The organism is Brevibacillus sp. HB1.1 (assembly GCF_013332445.1).
Lineage (GTDB): Bacteria > Bacillota > Bacilli > Brevibacillales > Brevibacillaceae > Brevibacillus > Brevibacillus porteri.
Window position 1 is genome coordinate 112,249 of the sequence record NZ_JABMIV010000010.1, and the last position, 23,259, is coordinate 135,507.

Here is a 23,259-nt window from a genome sequence, read left to right on the forward strand (position 1 = left end):
CAATGAAAACAATCGGATTAATTGGCGGCATGAGCTGGGAGTCCTCCTTGGTCTACTACCGTTTGATCAATGAAACCGTCAAGGCGAGGCTGGGCGGTCTGCATTCGGCGAAAAGCATTATGTATTCCGTTGATTTTGCCGAGATCGAAGAAATGCAACGAGAAGGACGATGGGAAGAAGCAGGCGAGCGGATGGCGAGTGCGGCGAAAAGTCTGGAAGCGGCAGGCGCCGACCTGATCGTTCTCTGTACAAATACGATGCACAAACTGGCGTATGCCATCGAGGAAGCGACCAGTTTGCCGTTTCTTCATATCGCGGATGCGACAGCACAAGCGATCACGAACCACGGGTATAAACGAGTGGCACTGCTTGCGACGCGATTTACGATGGAGCAGGAGTTCTACACAGGACGGCTGCGTGACATACACGGATTAGAGGTACTGCTTCCGGATGAAGAAGAGCGAAAACTTGTCCATGACATCATTTATCATGAGCTGTGCGTCGGGACCATTCGCGAGGAATCCAAACGTACATACCAGTCGATCATTGAGCGATTGGTCAAGGAAGGTGCTGAGGCAGTCATCCTCGGTTGCACGGAAATCGGTCTGTTGATCACAGCCGAAGATTGCACGGTTCCGGTATTTGATACGACTGCGATTCACGCAGAGGCGGCTGTGGAGGCTGCTTTGCAGTAGAAGATAGGCAAAAAACAAAAGACTTAGCGCATCCCATTTTCTACTTGAATGGATGACTGAGTCTTTTTTTGTGCAAACGAAACGTGAATGTCCTTTATTTGTCCTTGAGTAAATCCGAAATCAAGATTCCGTTTATTTTCAACCCAGTAATGTCGCAATCCTTTATCTCCACATTGGATAAATCACAATTTTTGAATTGCCCACGAGTAAGGTTACAGCTGTGAAAGCTTACCGGTTTATACTGCCCATCGGGATTATAATTCCCATCTCCCTCATTCGGAAGAACCACGTTATGAAATTCTGTTCCAAACAAATGTGCCTGATCAATAACAGCGTGGCTAAGATTAGCATGCTGAATGTCTAAGCCTGACAAGTTTGCGTTCGAGATTTTGATTCCACTCATATTCACATCATTCAAAGTCATTTGACTCATATTTACGTTGTTGATTTTGGTCTTTGCCAAGCTGACATTATCCATATCAAGTTCCTCAGCTCTAACCTCCTGCCATTTAGAACCTGATATATCCGCCATTTGCAAATCCAACGGTTCCACCTTTAGGTCCATCCTCATATCCCCCTTTGAATTATGAATGAAGGCGTTTGTAACTTCGACATACGCCTTATATTTCCTTTATTACCCAGTTGTTTTTATTTGTGTTAAAATCCAACTAAACACAACTAAATACACATAAAAACAATCTATTAACGTTTCGTTCACATCCGCTTAATATTTTCCCCGTAAGATTGGTTTCGTAGGAAACAAGCAATGAACAATCCGCAAAGAGGAGAGGTTCTTATGAAAAAATGGCATTATCCTTTACTTGCTTCCGTTCTATCAATCGCGTTTTTAGCAGGATGTGGACAATCAACAGGATCGCAACCAAACACACAAGCTTCCAAAACGGAAAGTACAACCGCCTCAGGAGAGATTACTGTTTATACGGCGCTGGAGGATGACCAGATCAAAACGTATTTGGAATCCTTCAAAGCAAAATATCCAGATGTAAAGGTCAATATCGTCCGTGATTCTACAGGGATCATCACCGCAAAGCTGCTGGCGGAAAAAGACAACCCACAAGCAGACGTTGTATGGGGAACAGCAGCGACAAGCCTACTCGTACTCGAACAGCAAGGCATGCTCGAGGGGTATTCGCCAAAAGGAATCGAGAAAGTATCCCCGGAGTTTAAGGATTCCAAGGAACCTGCAAGCTGGGTAGGAATCGATGCGTGGGAGACAGCGATCGCGGTCAATACCAAAGAGCTAGAAAAACGCAATTTGCCTATCCCACGCTCATATGAAGACCTGATCAAGCCGGAGTACAAAGGATTGATCGTGATGCCGAATCCAGCGTCTTCTGGAACTGGGCTGCTCACGATTAACGGAATCATGCAACTGAAAGGCGAGCAAGAAGGCTGGGCGTACCTTGACAAGCTGCATGCAAATATGGCGATCTACACACATTCAGGCTCGAAGCCAGCGAAAATGGCCGCATCGGGCGAATATCCAATTGGCATTTCCTTTGGCTACCGTTCGATTACCGAGAAGAAAAAAGGTGCACCCGTTGAAGTCGTCTTTCCAACAGAAGGCTCGGGTTGGGATGTAGAGGCGAATGCCTTGATGAAAAAGAGTGAGATCAAGCCAGAAGCCAAGCTGTTCTTGGACTGGGCCATCTCCGATGAAGTCATGAAAGCTTATAACCAGAACTTCGCCATCGTCAGTGTCAAGCAAGAAGGCGCGACACTCCCGGAAGGTTACGCAGTAGATCCAATCAAGCAATTAATCAAACTCGACCTGAATCAAGCCGCACAAAATCGTGACAACATCTTGGGTGAGTGGGAAAAACGATACGCGACCAAGAGTGAACCTAAGTAAGCAGCGAGGAGAACAGCATGACACAATCCTATCTATCCATTCAAGGGGTCAGTAAACGCTTTGGTTTGTTTGCCGCATTGGAGCACATTTCCATCGAAATTGACAAGAATGAATTTGTTTGTCTGCTCGGTCCCAGTGGCTGCGGTAAAACGACATTACTGAGAATGCTGGCTGGATTGGAGCAGCCGACGACAGGCAAGATGATCCTGGGAGGCAGGGAGATTACTTCCCTGCCACCAGCGAAACGAAACATTGCGATGATGTTCCAGTCGTACGCCTTGTTTCCCAATTTGACGGCTGCCGAAAACATTGCCTTTGGCCTGCAAGAAAAGAAGCTGGGGAAAAAAGAGATCGCAGCCAAAGTAGAAGAGGCGCTAGACATGGTAGATTTGTCTCATGCCGCCGCCAAATATCCCAGCCAGCTCTCAGGCGGTCAACAGCAGCGAATTGCCTTGGCGAGAGCGATTTCTCTATCGCCGGATGTCTTGCTTTTAGATGAACCACTATCCGCATTGGATGCAAAAGTAAGACAAAAGCTGCGCCGGGAGATTCGGCGTTTGCATGAGCAGTACGGCATGACAACAGTGATGGTCACGCATGACCAGGATGAGGCATTGACCATGGCAGACAAGATCGTCGTCATGGATCACGGCGAGGTCGTTCAGGTAGGTACACCCGAGGAGATCTATAACAAACCAGCCACTCCGTTTGTTGCTGATTTTATCGGAGCGATCAACTTTTTTGAGTACAGTCGCTTTGAGAATGCGCAATCTGATCCGAATCGCTTACTTGCGATCAGACCGGAGCATGTGCGGCTTTTGCAGAACGAGTCCGAATGTGCCATACCTGCGACTATTTCCGAGATAGAATTTCGCGGTGCTTTTTACCGAATCTTTCTGGAGTGGCAAGAGGAAGGTCAGATAAAAAAAGAGCTTCTGACAATCGATTTGATAGCGGCCGAGGCACAAAGACTTGGAATTGCCCGAGACAAAAAGGTGTGGCTAGAGTTTCCGCTGGAGAATTTGCTGACCTTTGAGCATGCGCCAGCCATAGAGGAACAGGGGTGAGCAGCATGAAGGAAATGACATCGATCTTCGATGGAAAAGCCATGCAAAAGTGGCTCATCGCTCTCATCGTTCTTGGATTGTCAGCGAGTGTTCTGTTGCCACTTGGCCAGCTGTTTTCCAAAGCATTCTATAACAAGAACGGTCAGTTCATCGGCCTGGACAATTTCGTTACGTACTTTTCCACCCCAGCACTGGCAGGGTCGCTGAATAACACCTTGTATATTTCTGCGATGACGACGCTGATCGCAGTCACACTCGCTTTTCTGTTCGCGTATGCCTTGACGCGTAGCGGGATTCGCGGAAAACGAGTCTTTCGGGCGATCGCGCTGCTGCCGCTGTTTGCGCCCACGATGATGCACGGAATCGCCCTGACCTACCTCTTTGGGAATCAAGGGCTGGTGACGACGGGGATCTTCGGGTTGCTCCCGTTTCAATGGGACATCGATCTGTACGGCCCAGTGGGGATTATTTTGGCGGAGATCGTCTATGTTTTCCCGCAAGCGTATTTGATTCTCGCTGTTTCCCTTGCTTTTGCCGACTATCAGCTGTACGAAGCGGCGGATACGCTCGGAGCGAACCATTGGCGCAAGTTTTTTGTAGTGACGATTCCTAGCGTGAAATACGGTATCGTCAGCGCCTGCTTTGTCTGTTTTACTCTCTCGTTTACTGACTTCGGAGCACCAAAGGTTGTCGGCGGACAGTTTTCCGTACTGGCGACAGACGTCTACAAGCAGGTCATCGGTCAGCAAAATATGACGATGGGAGCAACGGTTGGGCTGCTTTTGATTATTCCCGCTCTCGTGGCGTTTGTCGTGGACCGGATTGTTGAGCGGAAGCAACACGCGGCTGTAACAGCCAAGTCCAAACCGTATCGAATCAAGGAGAATCGTTTGCGTGATTTGTTTTATTCCATCCTTTGTGTGAGCGTCAGCGGATTTTTGCTGCTCCTCATGGCTGCGGTGGTGCTGGCTTCTTTCATCAAAGTATGGCCGTATAATCTGACTTTTGGCTTGGATCATTACGACTTTTCCAACGTTGCTGGAGAAGGGATCGAGCCACTGTGGAACAGCATTCTTGTCGCCTTGCTGACGGCAGTGATCGGGACGGCGGTCACGTTTATTACCGCCTACACGATTGAAAAATCCCAAGTGTGGAAAGGGCTTCGCCAAGCTGGATACTTCCTGTCGATTCTCCCGCTGGCATTACCGGGGATGGTCATTGGACTAGCGTACATTTTCTTCTTCAACAATCCGTCGAATCCATTTCACGGTATGTACGGAACGATCTGGATTTTGATTTTGGCGAACGTCATTCATTTTTTCGCAGTAGGCTTCATTACAGCAACGAGCGCGTTGAAAAAGCTCGATCCCGAGTTCGAGCAAGCGGCAGAGTCCATGGGGATCTCGCAGACAAAGCTAATGTGGCGCGTCACGATTCCCGTCTGTATGCCGGCGATTGTCGAGATGGCGGTGTACTTTTTCATCAACTCGATGGTGACGATCTCGGCGGTTGTTTTTCTGTACGCAGCGGATTTCAAGTTGGCTTCTGTCTCCATCGTCAACATGGATGACGCCGGGGATGTGGCTCCGGCAGCAGCGATGTCGGTATTGATCGTCTTCCTCAACATCATCGCACGTGCTGGTGCAGAATGGATCGCATCCAAACTTCGCAAGCGGACAACAGGGTCCTACCAAGAGAAAGGTCAGGTGGCATAAAGCATGAAAGCAGTAGTATTTGATTGGGCGGGAACGATGGTAGATTACGGATGTTTTGCTCCTTTAGCTGTCTTTTTACAGGTGTTCAAAAAACGGGGGATTGAGCTGACAGCAGCAGAAGCGCGCGAACCGATGGGAATGCTCAAGCGCGATCATATCCAGGCACTTTGCAAAATGGAGCGGGTAGCAGCGCTATGGCAAGAGCGTTACGGTCGACTTCCAAATGAAGCGGATGTGGACGAATTGTACGCTGACTTCGAACCGATGCTGATGGAGACGCTGCACGAGTACGCCACTCCTGTTCCGGGAGCAATTGAATTGGTAGGACGACTTCGCGAGCAAGGAATCAAAATCGGCTCGACCACAGGCTACACGAGGGACATGATGAATGTTGTAGCAGCATCGGCTAAGCAACAGGGCTACGAACCGGACGCACTTGTCACCCCAAGTGAAGTGCCTGCTGGACGTCCATTTCCATGGATGTGCTATCAAAATGCGATTCTACTGGACGTATTTCCAATGAACGAGATCGTCAAGGTCGGTGATACGACGAGCGATATGAAAGAAGGAAGAAACGCCGGGATGTGGACCGTTGGCGTCCTGAAGGGTGGAAGCGAACTCGGCCTGTCCTTGGAGGAAGTGAATAGCATGCCACAGGAAGAGCTGGATAAAAGACTGGCTATCGCAACAGAACGACTGATGGCGGCGGGTGCGCACTACGTGGTCGCGGAGATTGGATGCTTGGATGAGGTGCTAAAAAACATCGAGATGCTTCATGCAGAAGGAGAGAGACCATGAATCAGACACGACTAACCGACAATTCGTACTTGTTGCTCACCCCCGGACCATTGACCACTTCATCAACCGTACGCGAGGCAATGCTGCGGGATTGGTGCACGTGGGACCGTGATTACAATGAACTCGTACAGGCAATCCGCCAAAAGCTCGTCCGATTGGCAACCTCCCAGGTAGAGGATTATACGAGCGTCTTGATGCAAGGCAGCGGGACCTTTTGTGTGGAAGCGGTGGTGAGCAGTGCGATTCCCGCAGACGGCAAGCTGCTCGTCCTGACGAATGGCGCATACGGGGATCGGATCGTGGAAATGGCACAAGTCCATGGAATCGCAACAGAGGTAATTGACTTTGGTGAAGTGACAAAGGCCGATGCAGAAGCTTTGGAGCAAAAACTCGCGGCAGATGCAACGATTACGCATGTGGCTGTGGTGCATTCGGAAACGACTACCGGCATGCTTAATCCCATCAAAGAAATTGGTGAAGTCGCCAAGAAGTACGGAAAAGTCTATATCGTAGATGCGATGAGTAGCTTCGGTGGCATTCCGTTGGATGCAGCAGAGCTCTCGATCGATTTTCTGATCTCAAGCGCAAACAAATGCATTCAAGGCGTGCCTGGTTTCGGCTTTGTTGTTGCCAAAACGTCAGCGCTCATCCGATGCAAAGGGATTGCCCGTACGCTGTCCCTCGATTTGTACAGCCAGTGGAAGACGATGGAGGAGCAAAACGGAAAGTGGCGCTATACTTCTCCGACTCATGTCGTGCGAGCCTTTTATCAAGCACTGATAGAGCTTGAGGCAGAGGGGGGAGTTGAAAAACGGTACGAGCGTTACCAGCGAAATCAGCAGTTACTCGCAGAAGGTATGGAGCGTATCGGTTTTCGCATCCTGTTGCCAAAAGAATCGCAATCGCCTTTCATTACTTCCTTTTATTATCCCGAAAGCGAGGCGTTCACCTTCGCGGAGCTGTATGAACGTTTGAAGCAGGCAGGTTTCGTCATTTATCCGGGCAAAATCTCGCAAGCGGACACGTTTCGGATAGGCAATATCGGAGAAGTTTACCCCGAAGATATTGAGAGATTAATCGCTGCGATGGAAAACAATCGTTTCTGGCTGGGGTAAAGAAAAGGAGGCTATCGTGATGAAAGTGTTTTGCTTGGGTGGAGCGGGAAATATTTGTCGGGAAGCTGTGCTCGATCTCGTGTTGCATTCGGATTTTGAGCAGATCACGATCGGTGATTTTAATGAAGAAGAAGGTCGCAAGGTAGTCGAGTGGCTGAACGATCCTCGCGTAGATTTTGTTCCGGTAAATGTACGCGATCATGCGGATACGGTCCAAAAAATGCGCGGTTACGACATCGTCATGGACGGAACCACGATCACACTGAACGGCCTGTCTACTGCTGCGATTGCGGAGGCTGGCTGCCATGGCATCAATTTGAACGGCTTTGGGGAAGAAAACGCCTCGGATGCGATCTTCCGCGACCATGGGAAGACCTGCCTGCCAGGCTTTGGCATGACGCCTGGACTGACCCAAATGATGGCGATGCATGCAGCGAACCAGCTCGATGAAGTCGACGAAGTGCGTGTCAGCCACGGTTCCTTTCGCCCGATTGCCTTTTCCAAATCGATCACAGAGACGACGACCTATGAGTATGATCCAGATTTGCCAGGGCGCGTCGTCTATGAAAATGGCGCATTCATTCAAGTACCGCCATTTGCTCGCCCACGCGAGATAAAGCTTCCTGAGCCATATGGAAAAACCATTCAGTACATCATTCCTCATGCAGAAACGAAGACGCTAGCACAGGCTTTGTCTCCAAAAGGAGTAAAGCTAATCGAGGTGCGGGGAACATGGCCGAAGCAAAACATGGAGCTAGTCAAATCCCTCTATGATTATGGCTTTTTACGGAACGATCCCATCACGGTAGGGGAAACAAAGGTGGGAATCCTTGATTGTATCTCCCAATACCTCTACAATTCTAGGGAGGGAAAAGAGACGGAATTATACGGGTATTCGCTTCATGTCGAGGTAACAGGTACCAAGGACGGCCGCAAAGTAGGGCACACCCTGTACCATACACATCCGGCATCAGACGGCTCTGTAGCTGACTGGGCAGGGCTGCGCGCCTATACCCGCAACGTAGGAATCCCACTGGCGATTGCGACTGAGCAGATCGCGAAAGGAAATGTAAAAGCTATTGGCGTCATTACACCAGAAGAAGCATTTGATCCGGCTGTGATTTTTCACGAGCTGGCAAAACGTCAGATTTACATCCATGGAGAAAAGATCGAACTGACGTAAAGCACGAGATAGGGGGACATTCGGCGTGTCGTTGTTCGGGGAAGAGCGTAAGCAAATCATTTTGCAGTTGATCAATTCCAATGGCAAGGTGCGGACCAATGAGCTGGTCGAAAAGCTGCAAGTATCGTCTGAGTCTATCCGCAGGTATTTGGAAGAGCTGGAGGCGGAGAAAAAGCTGAAGCGCGTCTATGGCGGGGCAGTAAAGCTGACAGTGGAGCGCTCCGAGCCCTCTCATTTTGCCCGTGAAGTCTTGCGAGCGGAAGAAAAGAAACGGATTGGGCGGCTGGCAGCGGACTTGGTGCAAGATAGCGATACCATTGTCATCGATGAAGGGACTACGCCTTTGCAAATGATCAGCTTTCTCGTGACGAAAAAAGATTTGACGATCCTCACTAGCTCGATCACGGCGCTGAATCGATTAATCGAGTACCAAAACAATGGAATGCTTGCGGCAGATATCTACTTCCTGGGTGGAAAGGTGAGCGCCAAGCATCATCGGGTAAGCGGGACCTATGCAGAGAAGATGATGAAACAATTTTATGTGGACAAGGCGTTTATCGCGGCTGACGGCATCCTGCTCCATAAAGGCTTGACCTGCTATGAGCCAGATCGAACGGAACTCGCCCGTTGTTTCATCGAAAATGCCAATGAAAGCATTGTGCTAGCGGACCATTCTAAGATCGGTGTCAGCACATTGTGCAAGATCGCAGACTTAGGAGAGGTCGACATCGTGATCAGCGATATGGCAGCACCAGCAGAATGGAATAAAGGACTCCAAGCAAAAAACGTAGCATGGATGGTAGCAGAGGAGTAGTAGTAAGAGTAAGCAGGCCAGCGATTCCCCACGACAGGGAAGCTGGCCTGTTTGCTTCAGGAAGAATGGCGCAGCAAAAGTGGCAGCATTTGCAGCAATCTCTCTCTGGTAAGAGCAGCGCCCCAATTCCATTTTTGCGCTTCTACAAAATAGACATAGCCGTTCTGAACGGCAGGCAGACTCTGCCACCTATCACTTTGCATCAATTCAGAAGTAGCCTGACGCGATTTAGTGTCTTCGGACAGCAGCATAAAGATCCGATCGCCTGCGTACAGGGGGATGTCCTCCTCACGAATTTCGATAAAGCCGTAGCCAGCTTGCAGTACTTCTTGAATTTTATCCACAGGAGAAAAACCGTTTGGATGGTAGAGGGCGGAGGAAAGTCCTGAGGTGCCCATTACGAACAGACGCCCGCCATGCTCATGGATAAAGACAGATGCAGTCTCACCAGGCACAAGCTCGGAGCGGAGCTGATTCCACATGGTGGCAGCATTCATGTGGTATTTCCTGAGCCATTCCCGCGCCTCGTTCTTTTTCCCCAGCCAATCTCCGAGTGTATGCAACCGTTCCTCCAGCGAAGCAAATGAATTAAACGTGAGCGTTGGGGCAATCCGGCTCATCTGCTTGTATTTGTCTTCTTCTGCGTTCGCGAAAATGATCAGATCTGGCTTCAATGACTTCAAATGGTCATAGTCAACGGGAAAGTCGATATCCTGCATGTGTCTTACCTTGTCTCGATAGATGGTTCGTTCCATCCAGGTAAAATTCCCTCCGACGATATTTTCAACATGGAGTGCGAGCAAATCATTAAACGTCTCCCCAATATAAAGGATGCGTTGTGGCTGAAGGGGGATCTCTACCTCATGGCCTGTCCAGTCCTGCACGAGCTCCATGCGGTGAGTCAGCCTGGAATATTGCCTTGGCGTGTAACCGGTCGTCTTTCGAAAGCGACGATTGAAATAATACTCATCCATGAAGCCGACCTGCGAGGCGATGTCCCGCAATGAATCGTTCGAGCTTTTCAGGAGCTCTTTCGCATGATGAATACGCAGCGCTGTCACATATTCCAAAGGCTTTTTACCCGTCAACTGGCGAAAGAGCTGCGTGTACTGCCACGACGGCACATTGGCGAGTTGTGCCAACTGCTTGACCGTCATGTTCTCTTGATAATTTTGTTGGATATAACGAATGCTGTTCTCGACCTCTTTGCTCTTGCTAGGGATAAGGTCAGGAGACAGATTTTGTTCCAGCAAAAATCCGAGCAGCTTCTGGAACCGCAATTGCTGCCAATAGCTGTCCATTTCTGAAGAAGTTGATTTGCCTAAGAGCAAAGCGTCACATAAGCGCAAGAGCCGGGCAGAGGGGTGAGCGGACAGCTCGATACGGCCATCAAGCAATGCGTATGGGTACGGTAGGGGTCTATTGTCTGGATCGAACGAGATGACAGTAAACGAGATTTGGTAGCACTCAGTCGCGCTGTCGTACAAGGATTCGATCGCAAAAGGAGTAGACGGTGAAAGCAAAAAACACTTTCCTGCCAAAGGCGAAATCGTTTGATCGTGAATACGGAGGCTGCCGTAACCTTTTGTGAAGAAGAGCAGGGTATGGAAGGGAGTGGGTGAAGGACTTGCCGTCTGCTCTACTTGACACAACTGAAAATGAAGGGAACCGAGCGGGGGATGAGGTGGTATAGATTGAAGCATCGGTTATGCCCTCCTTTTTTATATGAGAATAATTATCACTCGCTTTATCAATCGTATACAAAAAAAAGAAGCTTTTCAATCATTGTTGAAAAGCTTCTCATGTTTCATTCAGGCGGACATGATGGACTACTTCGCCAGGATTTCAGGAATCCTTTGCAGGAGCCACTCTCTTGTTGTCGCATCACTGCTAGATTTTTCGATATCGATAAAGTAGACATAACCGTTTTTAACAGCAGGAAGGTCTTTCCAGATGCGTGATTTTAGCAGCTCCTGCGTTGATTTCTCAGCTTCCTCGCTCGCAGTATTCAGAATAAAGATACGATCTCCCGCTATTTCGGGCAAACGTTCCACAGAGATGAGTTCAAATCCTTTTTGTGCATCGAGTATTTCCTGAATGGGCGCAGTGGGCTTGAATCCGTTTGTATCGTAGAGGACTTGGGAAAGCCCTGTTCTTGCCATGACAAACAGCCGATCACCCGGATAATAGGTAAAGACAGAGACGGTTTCTCCTTCTTTCATGATGCCAGACTCCTTCAGCTTCTTCCACATCTCCTCCGATTTGAGCTTGTAATCGGCAAGCCATTTGGTGGCTGCTTCCGGTTTCCCAATCATATCACCGAGCTGGGTCATCCGCTCTTCCAACGGGGCGAATGTATCAAAAATGACGGTAGGGGCGATTTTGGATAGCTGTTCATATTCTTTTTCTTCGGTATTTGCATGGATGATCAAGTCGGGCTGTAATTCCAGGACCTTTTCGAGATTAATGGGAAAACCGACATTCTGGACATCGTGCAGTTGGTCTTCAAAGATTTGGTTGGTGTACCCGAATCCCCCAATCGGCTTCACGCCCAACGCGAGCATATCGCCAAGTGTCTCACCGGAATAGATGATTCGTGCAGGGGAGACCGGGATGTTGCCTGCATGCCCGAGATAATCAGTATATGGACGCGTTTGGCTTTTCTGACTTGCCTCGCTGCTCGTTGCGCTTGTTGCTTCTTGTCCAAGTGTGGAAGCGGTAGTTGTTTGCGAAGCGGATGGACTGCATCCAATGAGCAAGCTGCCAGCCAGTATGAAAATTCCTAACGTTCCGGTCATGTTGCGCATGTGTTTCATTTCTATTTTCCTCCAATAGTCGTTTGAATCTGTTTGTTATCCAATGATAATCATTATCAGATATAGCTTAGCAGCTCAATGGACAAACGTCAGATAGCCATCATTGATTTTGTACAAAGAGAAGGGTTTCACACGGACAGTTGTGGAGTTTGGACAAAAAATAATGGAGAAAATGCATTGTCAGATGGCGAGGAAACACATATGATCAGGATGCAAATAGTGAGAATGAGAATCAATTCGATAATCATCAACAGATGTGAGAGAGGGTAGAAAGATGGTAAGAACGGTTCGGAATGCAGGATTGGCATGGATGGCATTATTATTGATCATGATGCTCGTGTTAACTGCGTGTGCAGAAAAAGCAGCGGAGCCAACATCCACTGAGCAGAAAGCACCGACAGAGAACACCGCTGCGAAAACCAAAGTGGTGAAAGACGCCTATGGCGATGTAGAGATTCCGGTAAAGCCACAGCGGGTAGCTGCTATTTATCAGGAGGACTTCTTGACAGCATTGGGTGTGACCCCGGTTGTCCAGTGGTATCACCCGGCATGGGGCAAACAGGATTACCTTGGGCTGGACGTGCCGCTTTTTGATATTACAGGAAGTATGGAAGCGTTGCTTGCAGCCAATCCGGATATTATCATTGTGGATGGCTACGCTGATCCCAAGAAATATGAGGAATTCAGCAAGGTAGCTCCTACGTACAAGCTGCCGGATGAACTCCGTAACGACACGATTGGAAGACTCAAGAAAATCGCCGAGGTGCTAGGCGTTCCAGAAAAAGCAGACGAAGCGATCCAAAAGTACAATGAGAAAATTGCGGATACGAAAGCAAAGCTAGAAAAGGCGATTGGCAATGAAACAGTAGCTGTCATTCGTTTGAACGTGGGAAATAAGCCGAATTTGGCCCTCTTCGGAGATGGCAATGTTTACACAGGCATGCTTTATAAGGAGTTGGGCCTTACGCCATATTCCGCTGCCAAAAATCAAGAAACACATGTGGTATTATCAGAAGAAGCCATCCCGGCTATCGATGCAGACCATATCATTGTTTTCCCGTCGAACGGCACGTGGACTTCCGAAGAAAACAAGGATGCGCTCAAGATTTTGGAGAGCCCAATCTGGAAATCTGTTCCTGCTGTGAAAAAAGGCCATGTCTACCCAATGGAGCGGACACATTGGCAATCGGGTGCCATACTGGCCAATATGAAGAAGGCAGACGACTTGGTCAAAGCGTTTGTAAAGTAATCGAGTTCAATAGAGAAAGCGCGTCATATCGGCTGATGCGCTTTCTTTTTCATTTGTGGAGCTTGTCCTCGGGATGTTTACTCATTATAATAATAAATGATAATCATTCTCACGAGAAGGGTGAGGGAGATGAATAACGAAGCATCCGGGGCCAAGCTATCTCCACCATCATTCTTTGCAATGACGGCCATCCAAAAAGGAAATGTGGAAAGATGGCAGGACTATCAAGAGCCGGAAGACTACACGATGATTGTAGCGACAGACGGAGAAGGGCTCATTGAAATCGAATCATCGACTTATCGGTTCACTCGGGAGCGTTGCTGGATTGCAGCACCGCGTCAGAACGTTCGGATCAGTTGCACGAGTCATGTTCTCGACTATTATTATCTGACTTTTCGTGTCGTCCACACGGGAGCTCCGACGAAGGCACAATCTTCCGAGGCTTTTTTCTGTACGGGGGAGTTGACCTGCACGCCTTTTTCACGTGTCGTTGAATCGATTGCGGAGATTTACAAGCATCGCGATGCCACGGAGGCGCTGCAACTATTTTTTAATCACGTGCGGTTTGAGGAATTGCTATGCGCTTTGGCCCAGCAAAATGTGCCAGGTAAAACAAGTTTGGACCCGAGGCGAGCTGTTGAACGTTCGATTGCGTATGTAGAGGAGCATTACCAGGAGCCGCTGACCGTAGAGCAGTTGGCAGAGGAAGCGCATGTGGCACGTTGGCGATACACACAGCTTTTCAAAGAAATAACAGGACAACTACCGCTTGATTACATCCATCAGCTGCGGATGAATCAGGCGAAGCAGCTACTGCTCATGACAGGTGATCGGATCAACGAGATCGCCCAAAATGTCGGATTCAACAGCGAGTATTATTTTAATCGTCGTTTTAAGCAGAGTGTAGGGCTCGCGCCAGGAAAATATCGCAACATTCATCGGGATGATTTACGAGTCGTCTCTCTTTATATGGAGGATTATTTGCTAGCTCTTGGCATTCGACCCGTCGTTCAATGGGCGCATACATATTGGGGGCAGCAGGACTATTTGGGCCTGCATGATGTACCAACCTACGATGTGCTGACAGATGACGTGCAGCTCTTGTCCAGTCGTGCCCCAGATGTCATTATGCTTCGGGAATGTACAGGCTGGAAGGAGAATGCGTATGCCAAATGTGCCCGGATTGCCTTCACATGCGTGATTCGGCAGTTCGGTCCTGAGTGGCGAAAAACATTGCGCACCCTTGGTGATCGGTTGGGCCGAAGTGAATTGGCAGAGCGGTCAATCGAGCAGTATGAACAAAAAGTAAGAGCTGCCAAAAATGTAATGGGACGCAGTCTCAAAGGGCAGAAGGTAGCCTTCTTGCGCATATCGGCCGATGAAATCCTTGTGGAGAAAAACTACACATCGCAGGTGTTGTTTCAAGATTTGGAAATGGAGCCAGCTCCACTGGTAAAAAAACAATTTGCCAAGCAGGGGAGAGAAGGGGTATCGTGGGAAGAGTTGTCTACGCTGGATGCTGATCATATTTTTTTCGCCTTTGACAAATGGCATCAGGGAAAACCAGGTGCCGAACAGCTACAGCTCAACCATCCCGTGTGGCAAGCGCTTCCTGCTGTCCAAAACAAGCGGGCGTACCAGGTGGATTTCATGACCTGGATGAACCACGGTGTGATCGCCAACGGGAAAAAAGTCGATGATGTCCTCAAGGTGTTAGCCTAAATGTACAAAGATAAGTGCGCGTTTGTCCATTGACACTGTTTTCATACATCGCCTAAAATTCTTTTATGATAATAAGAATCAATATCATCAAAAACAACTCAGCTCCATACTAACAAAAAAAGGTGGCACGTATGAGTCAACACGCACATTCCCTGAAAGAGGGGAATAACGGAAAGCCGGTTGCGTTTCGCTCTCGCCCTTGGGCAGCGACGCTAATTTTGACCGGCGGGGTTTTCGCATTAATACTGGGGATGTTTTTGTCTGTGTCATTTGGAGCAGCCGACATCCACTTTGCTGTCGTATGGGAAGCTATTTTTCAATTTAATCCTGATATTACGCAACACCAAATTATTCAGGAGATTCGTTTGCCGCGACTGCTCGGTGGTGCAATGGTCGGGGCCAGTCTCGCTGTTGCAGGTGCCATCATGCAAGGGATGACACGCAACCCGCTGGCAGATTCCGGATTGCTTGGTTTGAATGCAGGCGCCGGATTTGTTTTGGCTCTCTGCTTCGCTTTTTTCCCGGGTCTGCCGTTCATGTACCTGATTCTCTACAGCTTTTTGGGTGCTGGTGTCGGGGCAGGTATGGTTTACGGGATTGGGTCCTTGGCAAAAGGCGGCTTGACTCCCGTGCGACTCGTTTTGGCGGGTGCCGCATTGACCGCACTATTATCTGCGTTAAGCGAAGGGATTGCCCTTTACTTTAAAATTGGACAAGATTTGGCCTTCTGGTATGCAGGCGGTGTGGCGGGAACCAAATGGTTTCAGCTTGAAGTCATGTTTCCGTGGATTCTCGCAGCCCTTATTGGTGCCATGATGCTGTCGCGTTCCATTACGATGCTCAGTCTTGGAGAAGAGGTAGCAAAAGGATTGGGGCAACGCACGGCATTAGTGAAACTGGCAGGCATGATCATCGTTCTTATTTTGGCTGGATCAGCAGTTGCCGTTGTTGGGGCAGTAGGCTTTGTTGGATTGATCATTCCGCATATGACCCGCTTTTTGGTTGGGGTCGATTACCGATGGATCATTCCTTGTTCAGCCATTTTGGGCAGCTTGCTCGTCGTTTTCGCCGATTTGGCCGCAAGAATGGTAAATCCGCCGTATGAGACGCCGTTAGGGGCACTTATTGCGCTAATCGGTGTACCGTTCTTCCTTTACTTGGCGCGTAAAGAAAGAAGGGAGATGTAATCATGCAGCATATGGTTTCCCATTACCAAACCCGCAAAAGAAATAGAGCCTTTGCGGTTATGACGATACTCGCTATCCTCATTTTCATCGCGTTTATCATCAGTATGAACACAGGCTACATACGATTGTCACCAAGCGATCTGCTGATGACGCTGATCGGTTCTGGAACAGACAAACAAAGCTTGATCTTGTTTGAATTCCGCTTGCCGCGGATTGTTATTTCCCTCCTGATTGGGGCAGGACTTGCCGTATCTGGGTGTATTATTCAAGGGATTTCCCGCAATGCATTGGCAGAGCCCGGTATTTTAGGGATCAACGCTGGTGCTGGCTTGATGGTGATGCTGTTCATTTCATTTTATCCCTCGACGTCTGCCGCACCTGTTTTTTTGCTGCCGGTGTTGGCTTTGCTTGGGGCCAGCGTGACAGCAGCGCTGATCTTCGTATTGTCATATAAAAGACACAAGGGATTGTCTCCGACCCGTATTGTATTGACGGGGATTGCCGTGGCGGCTGGGATGAGTGCCGCGATGATCGTCTTGACGCTGAAGCTGAGTCCGGATAAGTACCAGTTTGTGGCGACTTGGCTCGCCGGTAGTATCTGGGGAACCAACTGGAAGTTCGTTCTTTCGTTGCTGCCCTGGATCGCCATTTTAATCCCCTATGTTTTTTACAAAGCACGTGTCATGAACGTGCTCAATTTGGGAGAAGAGTTGGCGAAAGGCTTGGGTGCACCCGTTGCCAAAGAGCAATTGAAGCTGCTGGCTGCCGCAGTCGGGCTTGCTGCTTCCTGCGTGGCAGTGAGTGGAGGCATCGGTTTTGTCGGGTTGATCGGTCCGCATTTGGCCCGCAGACTAGTGGGGCCAAAGCATGAGATGCTTTTGCCTACATCAGCGCTAGCGGGTGCACTATTGGTCATCGTGGCTGATACCATCGGACGCTGGATCATGCAGCCGTCAGAGATTCCGACTGGTATCGTTGTAGCCGTTATCGGTGCTCCGTATTTCTTGTACTTGCTGGCACGTTCAAAAGCATAGTTTCGCAAATTGTGGATTTGGCGAGCGTTTTCCCGTCTAGTTACGAGGAAGACGCTCGTTTTTGTATACAGCGAAGTGGAGATCAGGCAATTTGGGAATTGAAAAGAGGGAAATGTTGGAGGACAATGGGGGGAAGAAGCAACCGCCTTGTGTTTGCTATAATATCAGCATAAGCATGTATCGGGACGAGAAGGAGTAAAGGCATATGATCGATCGATTAGACCACTTGGTTTTGACGGTAAAAGACATCGAAGCAACCTGTCACTTTTACGAAAAAGTCCTGGGAATGAAGGTTGTAACGTTTGGCGACGGCAGGATGGCCCTGCACTTCGGCCAGCAAAAAATCAATTTGCATCAAAGCGGACAAGAATGGGAGCCAAAAGCGATGCATCCAGTCGCCGGCTCCGCTGATCTATGTCTTGTCACATCGCTTCCACTGGAGCAAGTCATCCAGCATATTCATGCATGCGGCGTCCATTTGGTGGAAGGACCTGTTCCAAAAACAGGCGCCATCGGGCCAATTCGTTCGGTGTATTTGCGTGATCCGGACCATAATTTGATCGAGGTCTCCCAGTACCTGCCACAGGAATCAGGGGAGGCTTCCCTTGCTCCTGCCATCAAGGAGATTTCCAAGAGATTGCAAGAACGTGAACGAGGGACGAGCGGCGCATACAGTGTCTTGCTCCCGCTCGTCAAAATGGCTGACAACCAGCTAGGCATTTTATTTGAAAAAAGAGCCAGTACGATGCGGCGACAGGCGAACGAGGTTTGTTTTCCGGGAGGGCGTGCTGAGAAGAGTGACGAATCCCGTTGGGCGACGGCTGCTCGGGAAACAAGCGAGGAGCTGGGTATTCCACTTGATCGGATTCATTTTGTAGGCGAACTGGATCAGGTGATTGGGCCAGGCTCCTCCATTATTACGCCCTTTATTGGATTCGTGGAAGGAATCCCTGACATGAAGCCGAATCCAGACGAGGTCGGAGAGGTCTTTATCCTTCCACTTGATCGGCTGTTGGCAACACAGCCAGCGAAGTATCTTTCCTCAGTCATGACCGAGCCCGAAGAGGATTTTCCTTATCATCTGATCCCGGGTGGCAAGCGATATCCATGGCGAAAAGGGACAGTCGAGCATTTGTTTTATGAGGTGGACGGGCGTGTCATTTGGGGGTTAACCGCCCGGGTGTTGGCTCTGTTTCTTGAATGGATTCGCAGCGACGACCAATCAACTAGTAAACAATAAAAGCGGTTGTTCATTTTGAACAACGATAAGCTGAGGAGTGGATTTACCATGTGGACAAACAATCCTATCACTTCGCGTTTACATTTGAAATGGCCGATTATTCAGGCGCCAATGGCAGGGGGGGCGACCACACCTGCCCTAGTAGCCGCTGTCTCAGAAGCAGGGGGACTCGGAACGCTCGGTGCGGCGTATATGTCACCTGAGCAGATTCGTGAGGCGATCAAGTCTATTCGGGCGTTAACGGACAAACCGTTTGGGGTGAATCTGTTTATCCCGGAAGATTATGATGCCGACCAGCCGATCGCAGAGAGCATTGCCCAGGCAATGAATGAGGTACGAGATCGACTGGGTATCCCGCAAAATCCGCAGGTGACACAATTTACAGAGCCGTTTGGTGAGCAGATGGCTGTCGTTTTGGAGGAACAGCCCGCCGTTTTCAGCTTTACCTTTGGTGTTCTGGATCATCGCTTGATGGCAGAGTTGAAGCAGCGGGGAATCACTGTCATCGGAACTGCGACAACCGTTCGCGAAGCGATTGCATTGGAAGCGAGCGGAGTTGATATGATTGCCGCCCAAGGCAGCGAAGCAGGCGGGCACCGTGGTTCCTTTTTGCCGGATTCACCAGGCAATATGATTGGAACGATGGCGCTCGTCCCGCAAATAGTGGATCGGGTCAAGATTCCCGTCATCGCGGCTGGAGGGATCATGGATGGTCGAGGGATCGCAGCAGCACTCGCGCTCGGGGCACAAGCGGCACAGCTCGGAACGGCTTTTCTGACGTGTAAGGAGAGCGGAGCACATGCCCTGCACAAGAAGGCCATTTTGGAGACGAGGGAAGAGTCCATCGTGATGACACGTGCTTTCTCTGGTAAATGGGCAAGGGGTATTCAAAATGAGTTTATGACAACGCTCGCCCCATTTGATCACGAGCTCCCGACCTATCCGGTACAAAATGCCCTGACCAAAGACATTCGAGCCGCAGCGGGCAAGCAGCAGCATATTGCGTACATGTCGATGTGGGCGGGGCAGGCAGCTCCACTCAGCCAGGAAATTAGCGCGAGTGAGCTCGTTGAAAAGCTGGCAGCGGAGACGACGAGGATTTGCAGCAATCTGGGGCAACCCCAGTAGAATAAACGCGCAAAGAAAGCCACGCGAAAGACGGAGGAAATCAAAGTGAACCAGGAATACGCTCTCAAGGGGAACCTTGTCGCAGATGGACAGGAATTGCATAATGGTCTCGTAGTCGTGGGAAATGGAAAGATCACCTATGTTGGTAAGGCTGATGAGTATGGAAAAGCTTTGCCAAATCATGTGGTGATAGTAGAGGATGGCTGGATTTGCCCTGGATTCGTCGATATGCACATGCATGGGATTGATGGATACGACACGATGGACGGGACGCCGAAATCACTTCAGGCCATCTCGACTGCACTTGCACGGCATGGGGTGACGTCTTTTTTGGCGACGACGATGACAGCTCCTTATGATCAATTGGAGCAGGTGCTGGTAAACATCGCGCAGAACAGCAGGGAAGGGCTTCCGGGGGCGCAAGCGATCGGCATCCATCTGGAAGGCCCATGGATCAATCCTCGTTACAAGGGAGCGCAAAAAGAAGAAAACATCGCGATCCCCAAGCTCGATGCAGTGCAAAAGCTGTATGGGTTATCAGAAGGTCTGATCAAGGTCGTGACGATTGCGCCTGAACAACCGGAAGCACTTGAAGCGATTGCATGGTTAAAAGAACGCGATGTCATCGTGTCTGCTGGACATACAGGCGCTACATTTGCCCAGGCGACGGAAGCGGTAGATGCGGGCGTGCGCCATTTTACACATTGCTTCAATGCCATGACAGGACTGCATCATCGGGAGCCGGGCGTAGTGGGCGCCGCGATGTATCATGAGCAGTTGAGCACAGAGCTGATCGCAGATGGCATCCATGTGCATCCAGCAGTCATGAAGATTTTATATCGGGTCAAAACGGCTGAACGTCTCGCCCTCGTCAGCGATTCCATGCGGGCAGCCGCGATGGGCGAAGGGACGTACGACCTTGGTGGACAAGAGGTTCACGTCCACGACAACCAGGCAAAGCTCGCAGACGGAACACTTGCTGGAAGTATCCTGACGCTGAATCGGGCCGTCGGCAATATGGTGAAGCTGAGCGGAGTAGCGTTGCCAGAGGCAGTGGAAATGGCTTCCCATACGCCAGCAAGTATCCTTGGCTTTGGCGACAGAAAAGGACGTCTGGCAGCAGGGTACGATGCAGATATCATCGTATTAAATGAACAATTTGATGTGACGATGACTTTCGTTGCGGGGAAAGAAGTGTATCACCAGTCAAAGTAGTTTCTTATTAGAAAAAAGCAGTCCAAGATCGCTCTTGGATTGCTTTTTTTTAGCTTGAAAGAATAAAGATGTCCTTGAACGGTTGTGGTCGGGGAGAAGCCCTGCCACATGTTTTCCAGTCGCCTATATCCTCTCTTCGTTCGGGCGGTCTCCTTCCAAACATGTGACAGGGCTTTCGTACAGCTATTGTTAAGTTCAGGGTTTTACCCCATTTTCTGAGGTCAACTCAGGGATGCTTTCATAATCCTTCGAAGAATGGCTTCTAGTATCACCTTGTTTTAATAAAAAGCCGCGTGGGAAGAAGTGCATTTCCAGTCTAAGCGCCTCTGGAGCCCGCCCCAGCGTAGAAAAGAATGGCGGGGAATTTCAGCTTTTATCACATACAAAAACGTTGGAACGTTTTCTGGTTTGAAGCGCTCCCGCCATTCTTTTCGGAGCGGACAGTGATACCCACAGCGGGGCGGAGGCCGAAGCGTAGACTGGAAATGCACTTCTTCCTCCACCACAACCGCGCCTCTCGTTACAACTGCTGCTGCAACGCCTCCGGCTGAAACCAGATCTTATGAAAGTCCAGCCACCCCGATGAATTGATCGATACGCCTCGTAGAGACTTGTGAAACGACGTAAGGGTCTTTTTCTGAACCAGATACAAGACAGCATAGTTTTCCTTGATCATGGCTTCGATCCTGGCGAGATGGTGTTCCCGAGCAAGCCGGTCTGGCTCCTGAAACGTCAAGCAAATCTCCTTGTTGATCGCCCGAGCCAATGTTTCATCAAATGCGGGGAGAAAGTAATTTCTTTGCAAATACATCTCCAGCTCGCTAATTTGATCGCTGCTAAACACATTGCCGTACAGCTGGCAGTCATGTTCAGGCAAACAATCGCGATTCGAAAATTCCCATGGTTCTCTCACGGCGACTTCCAGATGAATGCCATAATCGCCGCATCGCTGTTGAATCCATAGCGCATCTTCTTCATGGTAGGCTGTGGTCACGAGACGCAATGTTTCTCCCTGATAGTCGCTTTCCTGTAGCAGGGACATGATCTCAGCATGGCAGAGCTGCTCGTTCTCTCTCGCTCTTACCTCCCTTAAAGCAGGGTGATACGTGCGGAAGCCTTTTGCCGGGTGTATGCGATCTCCGCCCAAATCGGCTATCATTTGATTCCGGTCAATTAGCCGATCCAGCGCTTGGCGGAACTTGATATGATTGTGCGGACCGCTCTTCCACTGGTTAAAAACAAGCAAATTGCAGCAGGAAAAAAACGCCTCCGTATCGCACCAGTCCTGACCATCCTGAATGACTGCTTCCTTCAATGCTTGTGCTTTCGACTGGACCCCGTGCGACACCATCACTGACGCCCAATTTGGTTCTTTTAGGCGCCCCATATCCAACTCGGGGAAGATCAAAATTTCCACACGATCCAACTGCGGTCTCCCAAGAAAATGAGCTGGAAATGCCTCTAGAATACAGATCCCCTCATCAAGGCGGGTCAGTTGAAAGGGGCCGGTTCCAATTGGCTTTTCCCCAAAGCCTTTTTCATCCTGCCGAACGATTTCTTCTGGAACAATGCTTGCGTGAATCGTTGCCAGTAGCCGCAGCAGCAAGTAATTCGGTTCTTTTAGCAGGATGCGCACGGTTCGCTGATCCATAGCCTCAATCAGTTCTATGTCACGAAACATCCAGCTTGCTTCATACTTGTCTGGATGAAAACGTAGTCGATTCAAGGAAAAAACGACATCATGGGCAGTCAATTCCCGTCCATGGTGAAAAAGCACGTTCTTTTTCAAATAAAAGGTCCACTGCTTTGCATCAGGGCTGCTTTCCCAAGAATGGGCGATGGAAGGCAAAATAGACCGACTGTTCAGATCATAATGGACGAGCGTATTGAATATCTGTCCCGCCAAATGGGCATCGAAGTGATAATAAGCGTGACCAGGGTCCAGCGTCACAATCGTGCGGTACACCGGAAAGCGGATGATATCTTGGGAACGGTTCGATACCGAGTGGTTGGAGAAGCCCATTCCTTCTGAGAGCCAATCCATGATCTGGTCTTTGACGGCAGCTTTGCCGTAGCGATTCATGAGCTCCATCGCTTCTTTGACGTCGCCCTTGTCTATTTGCAGCTTGACCTGGGTGAGGAGGATTTCATCGGAATCAGCATGAAGCGTCATGACCGAGACATTCCCTCGCCCGCGTCCCGCCTTCCATTCGATCCAACGCAGCTCGACTAGCTTACGGACAATCAGCTTGGCGTAGCGAGGCGTACAGTGCCAAATCCCAGCCAACTTTTCGATGGTGACAGGGAACGGTTTCCCGAGTTCTTCTTGATGAAAAAACGAACGAAGCTCTAAAAAATGCAGAACGGTAACCATGCAGGCCCCCATTTCTCATATAAAAATGCATAGG

19 protein-coding genes are annotated in these 23,259 nt (G+C 49.5%); 15 read left to right on the forward strand and 4 right to left on the reverse strand.

The genetic code is table 11. The annotated features are described in order from the left end of the window. Positions 1–2: 2 nt before the first annotated feature. The gene (locus HPY27_RS23060; protein ID WP_174226059.1) at positions 3–695 is read left to right on the forward strand and encodes an aspartate/glutamate racemase family protein; all 693 of its coding nucleotides are present in this window, start codon (positions 3–5) and stop codon (positions 693–695) included. 94 nt (positions 696–789) lie between these two features. Here the strand turns inward: HPY27_RS23060 and HPY27_RS23065 are convergent, their stop codons facing one another. After that, positions 790–1,260 (reverse strand): pentapeptide repeat-containing protein, encoded by a 471-nt coding sequence (locus HPY27_RS23065; RefSeq protein WP_017252108.1) that lies wholly within the window; start codon positions 1,258–1,260, stop codon positions 790–792. Between the two features lie 231 nt (positions 1,261–1,491). On the opposite strand from HPY27_RS23065, the gene HPY27_RS23070 reads away from it, so the two are divergent. From HPY27_RS23070 to HPY27_RS23100, 7 genes are read left to right on the forward strand one after another with little or no spacing between them, the layout of a single operon-like run. Next, positions 1,492–2,568, forward strand: coding sequence for a putative 2-aminoethylphosphonate ABC transporter substrate-binding protein (locus HPY27_RS23070; protein WP_017252107.1), 1,077 nt, complete (start codon positions 1,492–1,494; stop codon positions 2,566–2,568). 17 nt (positions 2,569–2,585) lie between these two features. Further along, complete coding sequence (locus HPY27_RS23075) at positions 2,586–3,635, forward strand: putative 2-aminoethylphosphonate ABC transporter ATP-binding protein (protein WP_173624000.1); 1,050 nt, start codon at positions 2,586–2,588, stop codon at positions 3,633–3,635. A gap of 5 nt (positions 3,636–3,640) precedes the next feature. Beyond that, entirely contained in the window at positions 3,641–5,350 is a 1,710-nt protein-coding gene (locus tag HPY27_RS23080; RefSeq protein WP_017252105.1) for a putative 2-aminoethylphosphonate ABC transporter permease subunit, read from the forward strand. A gap of 3 nt (positions 5,351–5,353) precedes the next feature. Further along, on the forward strand, positions 5,354–6,148 hold the full coding sequence (phnX, locus tag HPY27_RS23085; RefSeq protein WP_173623999.1) for a phosphonoacetaldehyde hydrolase: 795 nt from the start codon (positions 5,354–5,356) through the stop codon (positions 6,146–6,148). Next, positions 6,145–7,263 carry a 2-aminoethylphosphonate--pyruvate transaminase gene (gene phnW, locus HPY27_RS23090; RefSeq protein ID WP_174226060.1) on the forward strand — a complete coding sequence of 373 codons (1,119 nt, stop codon included), beginning with the start codon at positions 6,145–6,147 and terminating at the stop codon, positions 7,261–7,263. The genes phnX and phnW overlap by 4 nt, the downstream gene beginning before the upstream one ends. Before the next feature lie 19 nt (positions 7,264–7,282). Further along, the gene (locus tag HPY27_RS23095) at positions 7,283–8,446 is read left to right on the forward strand and encodes a saccharopine dehydrogenase family protein (protein ID WP_017252102.1); all 1,164 of its coding nucleotides are present in this window, start codon (positions 7,283–7,285) and stop codon (positions 8,444–8,446) included. Between the two features lie 25 nt (positions 8,447–8,471). Then, a complete protein-coding gene (locus tag HPY27_RS23100; RefSeq protein WP_017252101.1) occupies positions 8,472–9,260 on the forward strand; it encodes a DeoR/GlpR family DNA-binding transcription regulator in 789 nt (262 codons plus the stop codon). A 56-nt stretch (positions 9,261–9,316) separates the two neighbouring features. Here the strand turns inward: HPY27_RS23100 and HPY27_RS23105 are convergent, their stop codons facing one another. Together HPY27_RS23105 and HPY27_RS23110 are read right to left on the reverse strand one after the other, a co-directional pair. Next, positions 9,317–10,963 (reverse strand): AraC family transcriptional regulator, encoded by a 1,647-nt coding sequence (locus HPY27_RS23105; RefSeq protein ID WP_017252100.1) that lies wholly within the window; start codon positions 10,961–10,963, stop codon positions 9,317–9,319. A gap of 126 nt (positions 10,964–11,089) precedes the next feature. Further along, positions 11,090–12,076 (reverse strand): ABC transporter substrate-binding protein, encoded by a 987-nt coding sequence (locus HPY27_RS23110; protein WP_174226061.1) that lies wholly within the window; start codon positions 12,074–12,076, stop codon positions 11,090–11,092. A 274-nt stretch (positions 12,077–12,350) separates the two neighbouring features. Here HPY27_RS23110 and HPY27_RS23115 point away from each other — a divergent pair, with 274 nt between their 5' ends. From HPY27_RS23115 to nagA, 7 genes are all read left to right on the forward strand, one after another. Beyond that, positions 12,351–13,325: an ABC transporter substrate-binding protein gene (locus tag HPY27_RS23115; RefSeq protein ID WP_174226062.1), complete on the forward strand. Its 975-nt coding sequence runs from the start codon at positions 12,351–12,353 to the stop codon at positions 13,323–13,325. Positions 13,326–13,454: 129 nt separating this feature from the next. Then, positions 13,455–15,047, forward strand: a complete 1,593-nt coding sequence (locus HPY27_RS23120; RefSeq protein WP_174226063.1) for an AraC family transcriptional regulator — start codon at positions 13,455–13,457, stop codon at positions 15,045–15,047. Between the two features lie 131 nt (positions 15,048–15,178). Next, the gene (locus HPY27_RS23125; protein ID WP_069848110.1) at positions 15,179–16,234 is read left to right on the forward strand and encodes a FecCD family ABC transporter permease; all 1,056 of its coding nucleotides are present in this window, start codon (positions 15,179–15,181) and stop codon (positions 16,232–16,234) included. 2 nt (positions 16,235–16,236) lie between these two features. Beyond that, positions 16,237–17,268, forward strand: coding sequence for a FecCD family ABC transporter permease (locus HPY27_RS23130; RefSeq protein WP_017252095.1), 1,032 nt, complete (start codon positions 16,237–16,239; stop codon positions 17,266–17,268). Positions 17,269–17,473: 205 nt separating this feature from the next. Further along, positions 17,474–18,508 carry a VOC family protein gene (locus tag HPY27_RS23135; protein ID WP_174226064.1) on the forward strand — a complete coding sequence of 345 codons (1,035 nt, stop codon included), beginning with the start codon at positions 17,474–17,476 and terminating at the stop codon, positions 18,506–18,508. 48 nt (positions 18,509–18,556) lie between these two features. After that, positions 18,557–19,636 (forward strand): NAD(P)H-dependent flavin oxidoreductase, encoded by a 1,080-nt coding sequence (locus HPY27_RS23140; RefSeq protein WP_174226065.1) that lies wholly within the window; start codon positions 18,557–18,559, stop codon positions 19,634–19,636. 45 nt (positions 19,637–19,681) lie between these two features. After that, complete coding sequence (gene nagA, locus HPY27_RS23145) at positions 19,682–20,851, forward strand: N-acetylglucosamine-6-phosphate deacetylase (RefSeq protein WP_174226066.1); 1,170 nt, start codon at positions 19,682–19,684, stop codon at positions 20,849–20,851. Positions 20,852–21,371: 520 nt separating this feature from the next. Here the strand turns inward: nagA and HPY27_RS23150 are convergent. After that, positions 21,372–23,225: an SgrR family transcriptional regulator gene (locus HPY27_RS23150; RefSeq protein WP_174226067.1), complete on the reverse strand. Its 1,854-nt coding sequence runs from the start codon at positions 23,223–23,225 to the stop codon at positions 21,372–21,374. Positions 23,226–23,259 lie beyond the last annotated feature (34 nt).

What these genes read in the sequence shown, in the direction of transcription:
- HPY27_RS23060 (WP_174226059.1), top strand. Translation starts at nt 3, where the DNA reads ATGAAAACAATCGGATTAATTGGCGGCATGAGCTGGGAGTCCTCCTTG.
- HPY27_RS23065 (WP_017252108.1), bottom strand. Translation starts at nt 1,260, where the DNA reads ATGGACCTAAAGGTGGAACCGTTGGATTTGCAAATGGCGGATATATCA.
- HPY27_RS23070 (WP_017252107.1), top strand. Translation starts at nt 1,492, where the DNA reads ATGAAAAAATGGCATTATCCTTTACTTGCTTCCGTTCTATCAATCGCG.
- HPY27_RS23075 (WP_173624000.1), top strand. Translation starts at nt 2,586, where the DNA reads ATGACACAATCCTATCTATCCATTCAAGGGGTCAGTAAACGCTTTGGT.
- HPY27_RS23080 (WP_017252105.1), top strand. Translation starts at nt 3,641, where the DNA reads ATGAAGGAAATGACATCGATCTTCGATGGAAAAGCCATGCAAAAGTGG.
- phnX (WP_173623999.1), top strand. Translation starts at nt 5,354, where the DNA reads ATGAAAGCAGTAGTATTTGATTGGGCGGGAACGATGGTAGATTACGGA.
- phnW (WP_174226060.1), top strand. Translation starts at nt 6,145, where the DNA reads ATGAATCAGACACGACTAACCGACAATTCGTACTTGTTGCTCACCCCC.
- HPY27_RS23095 (WP_017252102.1), top strand. Translation starts at nt 7,283, where the DNA reads ATGAAAGTGTTTTGCTTGGGTGGAGCGGGAAATATTTGTCGGGAAGCT.
- HPY27_RS23105 (WP_017252100.1), bottom strand. Translation starts at nt 10,963, where the DNA reads ATGCTTCAATCTATACCACCTCATCCCCCGCTCGGTTCCCTTCATTTT.
- HPY27_RS23110 (WP_174226061.1), bottom strand. Translation starts at nt 12,076, where the DNA reads ATGAAACACATGCGCAACATGACCGGAACGTTAGGAATTTTCATACTG.
- HPY27_RS23115 (WP_174226062.1), top strand. Translation starts at nt 12,351, where the DNA reads ATGGTAAGAACGGTTCGGAATGCAGGATTGGCATGGATGGCATTATTA.
- HPY27_RS23120 (WP_174226063.1), top strand. Translation starts at nt 13,455, where the DNA reads ATGAATAACGAAGCATCCGGGGCCAAGCTATCTCCACCATCATTCTTT.
- HPY27_RS23125 (WP_069848110.1), top strand. Translation starts at nt 15,179, where the DNA reads ATGAGTCAACACGCACATTCCCTGAAAGAGGGGAATAACGGAAAGCCG.
- HPY27_RS23130 (WP_017252095.1), top strand. Translation starts at nt 16,237, where the DNA reads ATGCAGCATATGGTTTCCCATTACCAAACCCGCAAAAGAAATAGAGCC.
- HPY27_RS23135 (WP_174226064.1), top strand. Translation starts at nt 17,474, where the DNA reads ATGATCGATCGATTAGACCACTTGGTTTTGACGGTAAAAGACATCGAA.
- HPY27_RS23140 (WP_174226065.1), top strand. Translation starts at nt 18,557, where the DNA reads ATGTGGACAAACAATCCTATCACTTCGCGTTTACATTTGAAATGGCCG.
- HPY27_RS23150 (WP_174226067.1), bottom strand. Translation starts at nt 23,225, where the DNA reads ATGGTTACCGTTCTGCATTTTTTAGAGCTTCGTTCGTTTTTTCATCAA.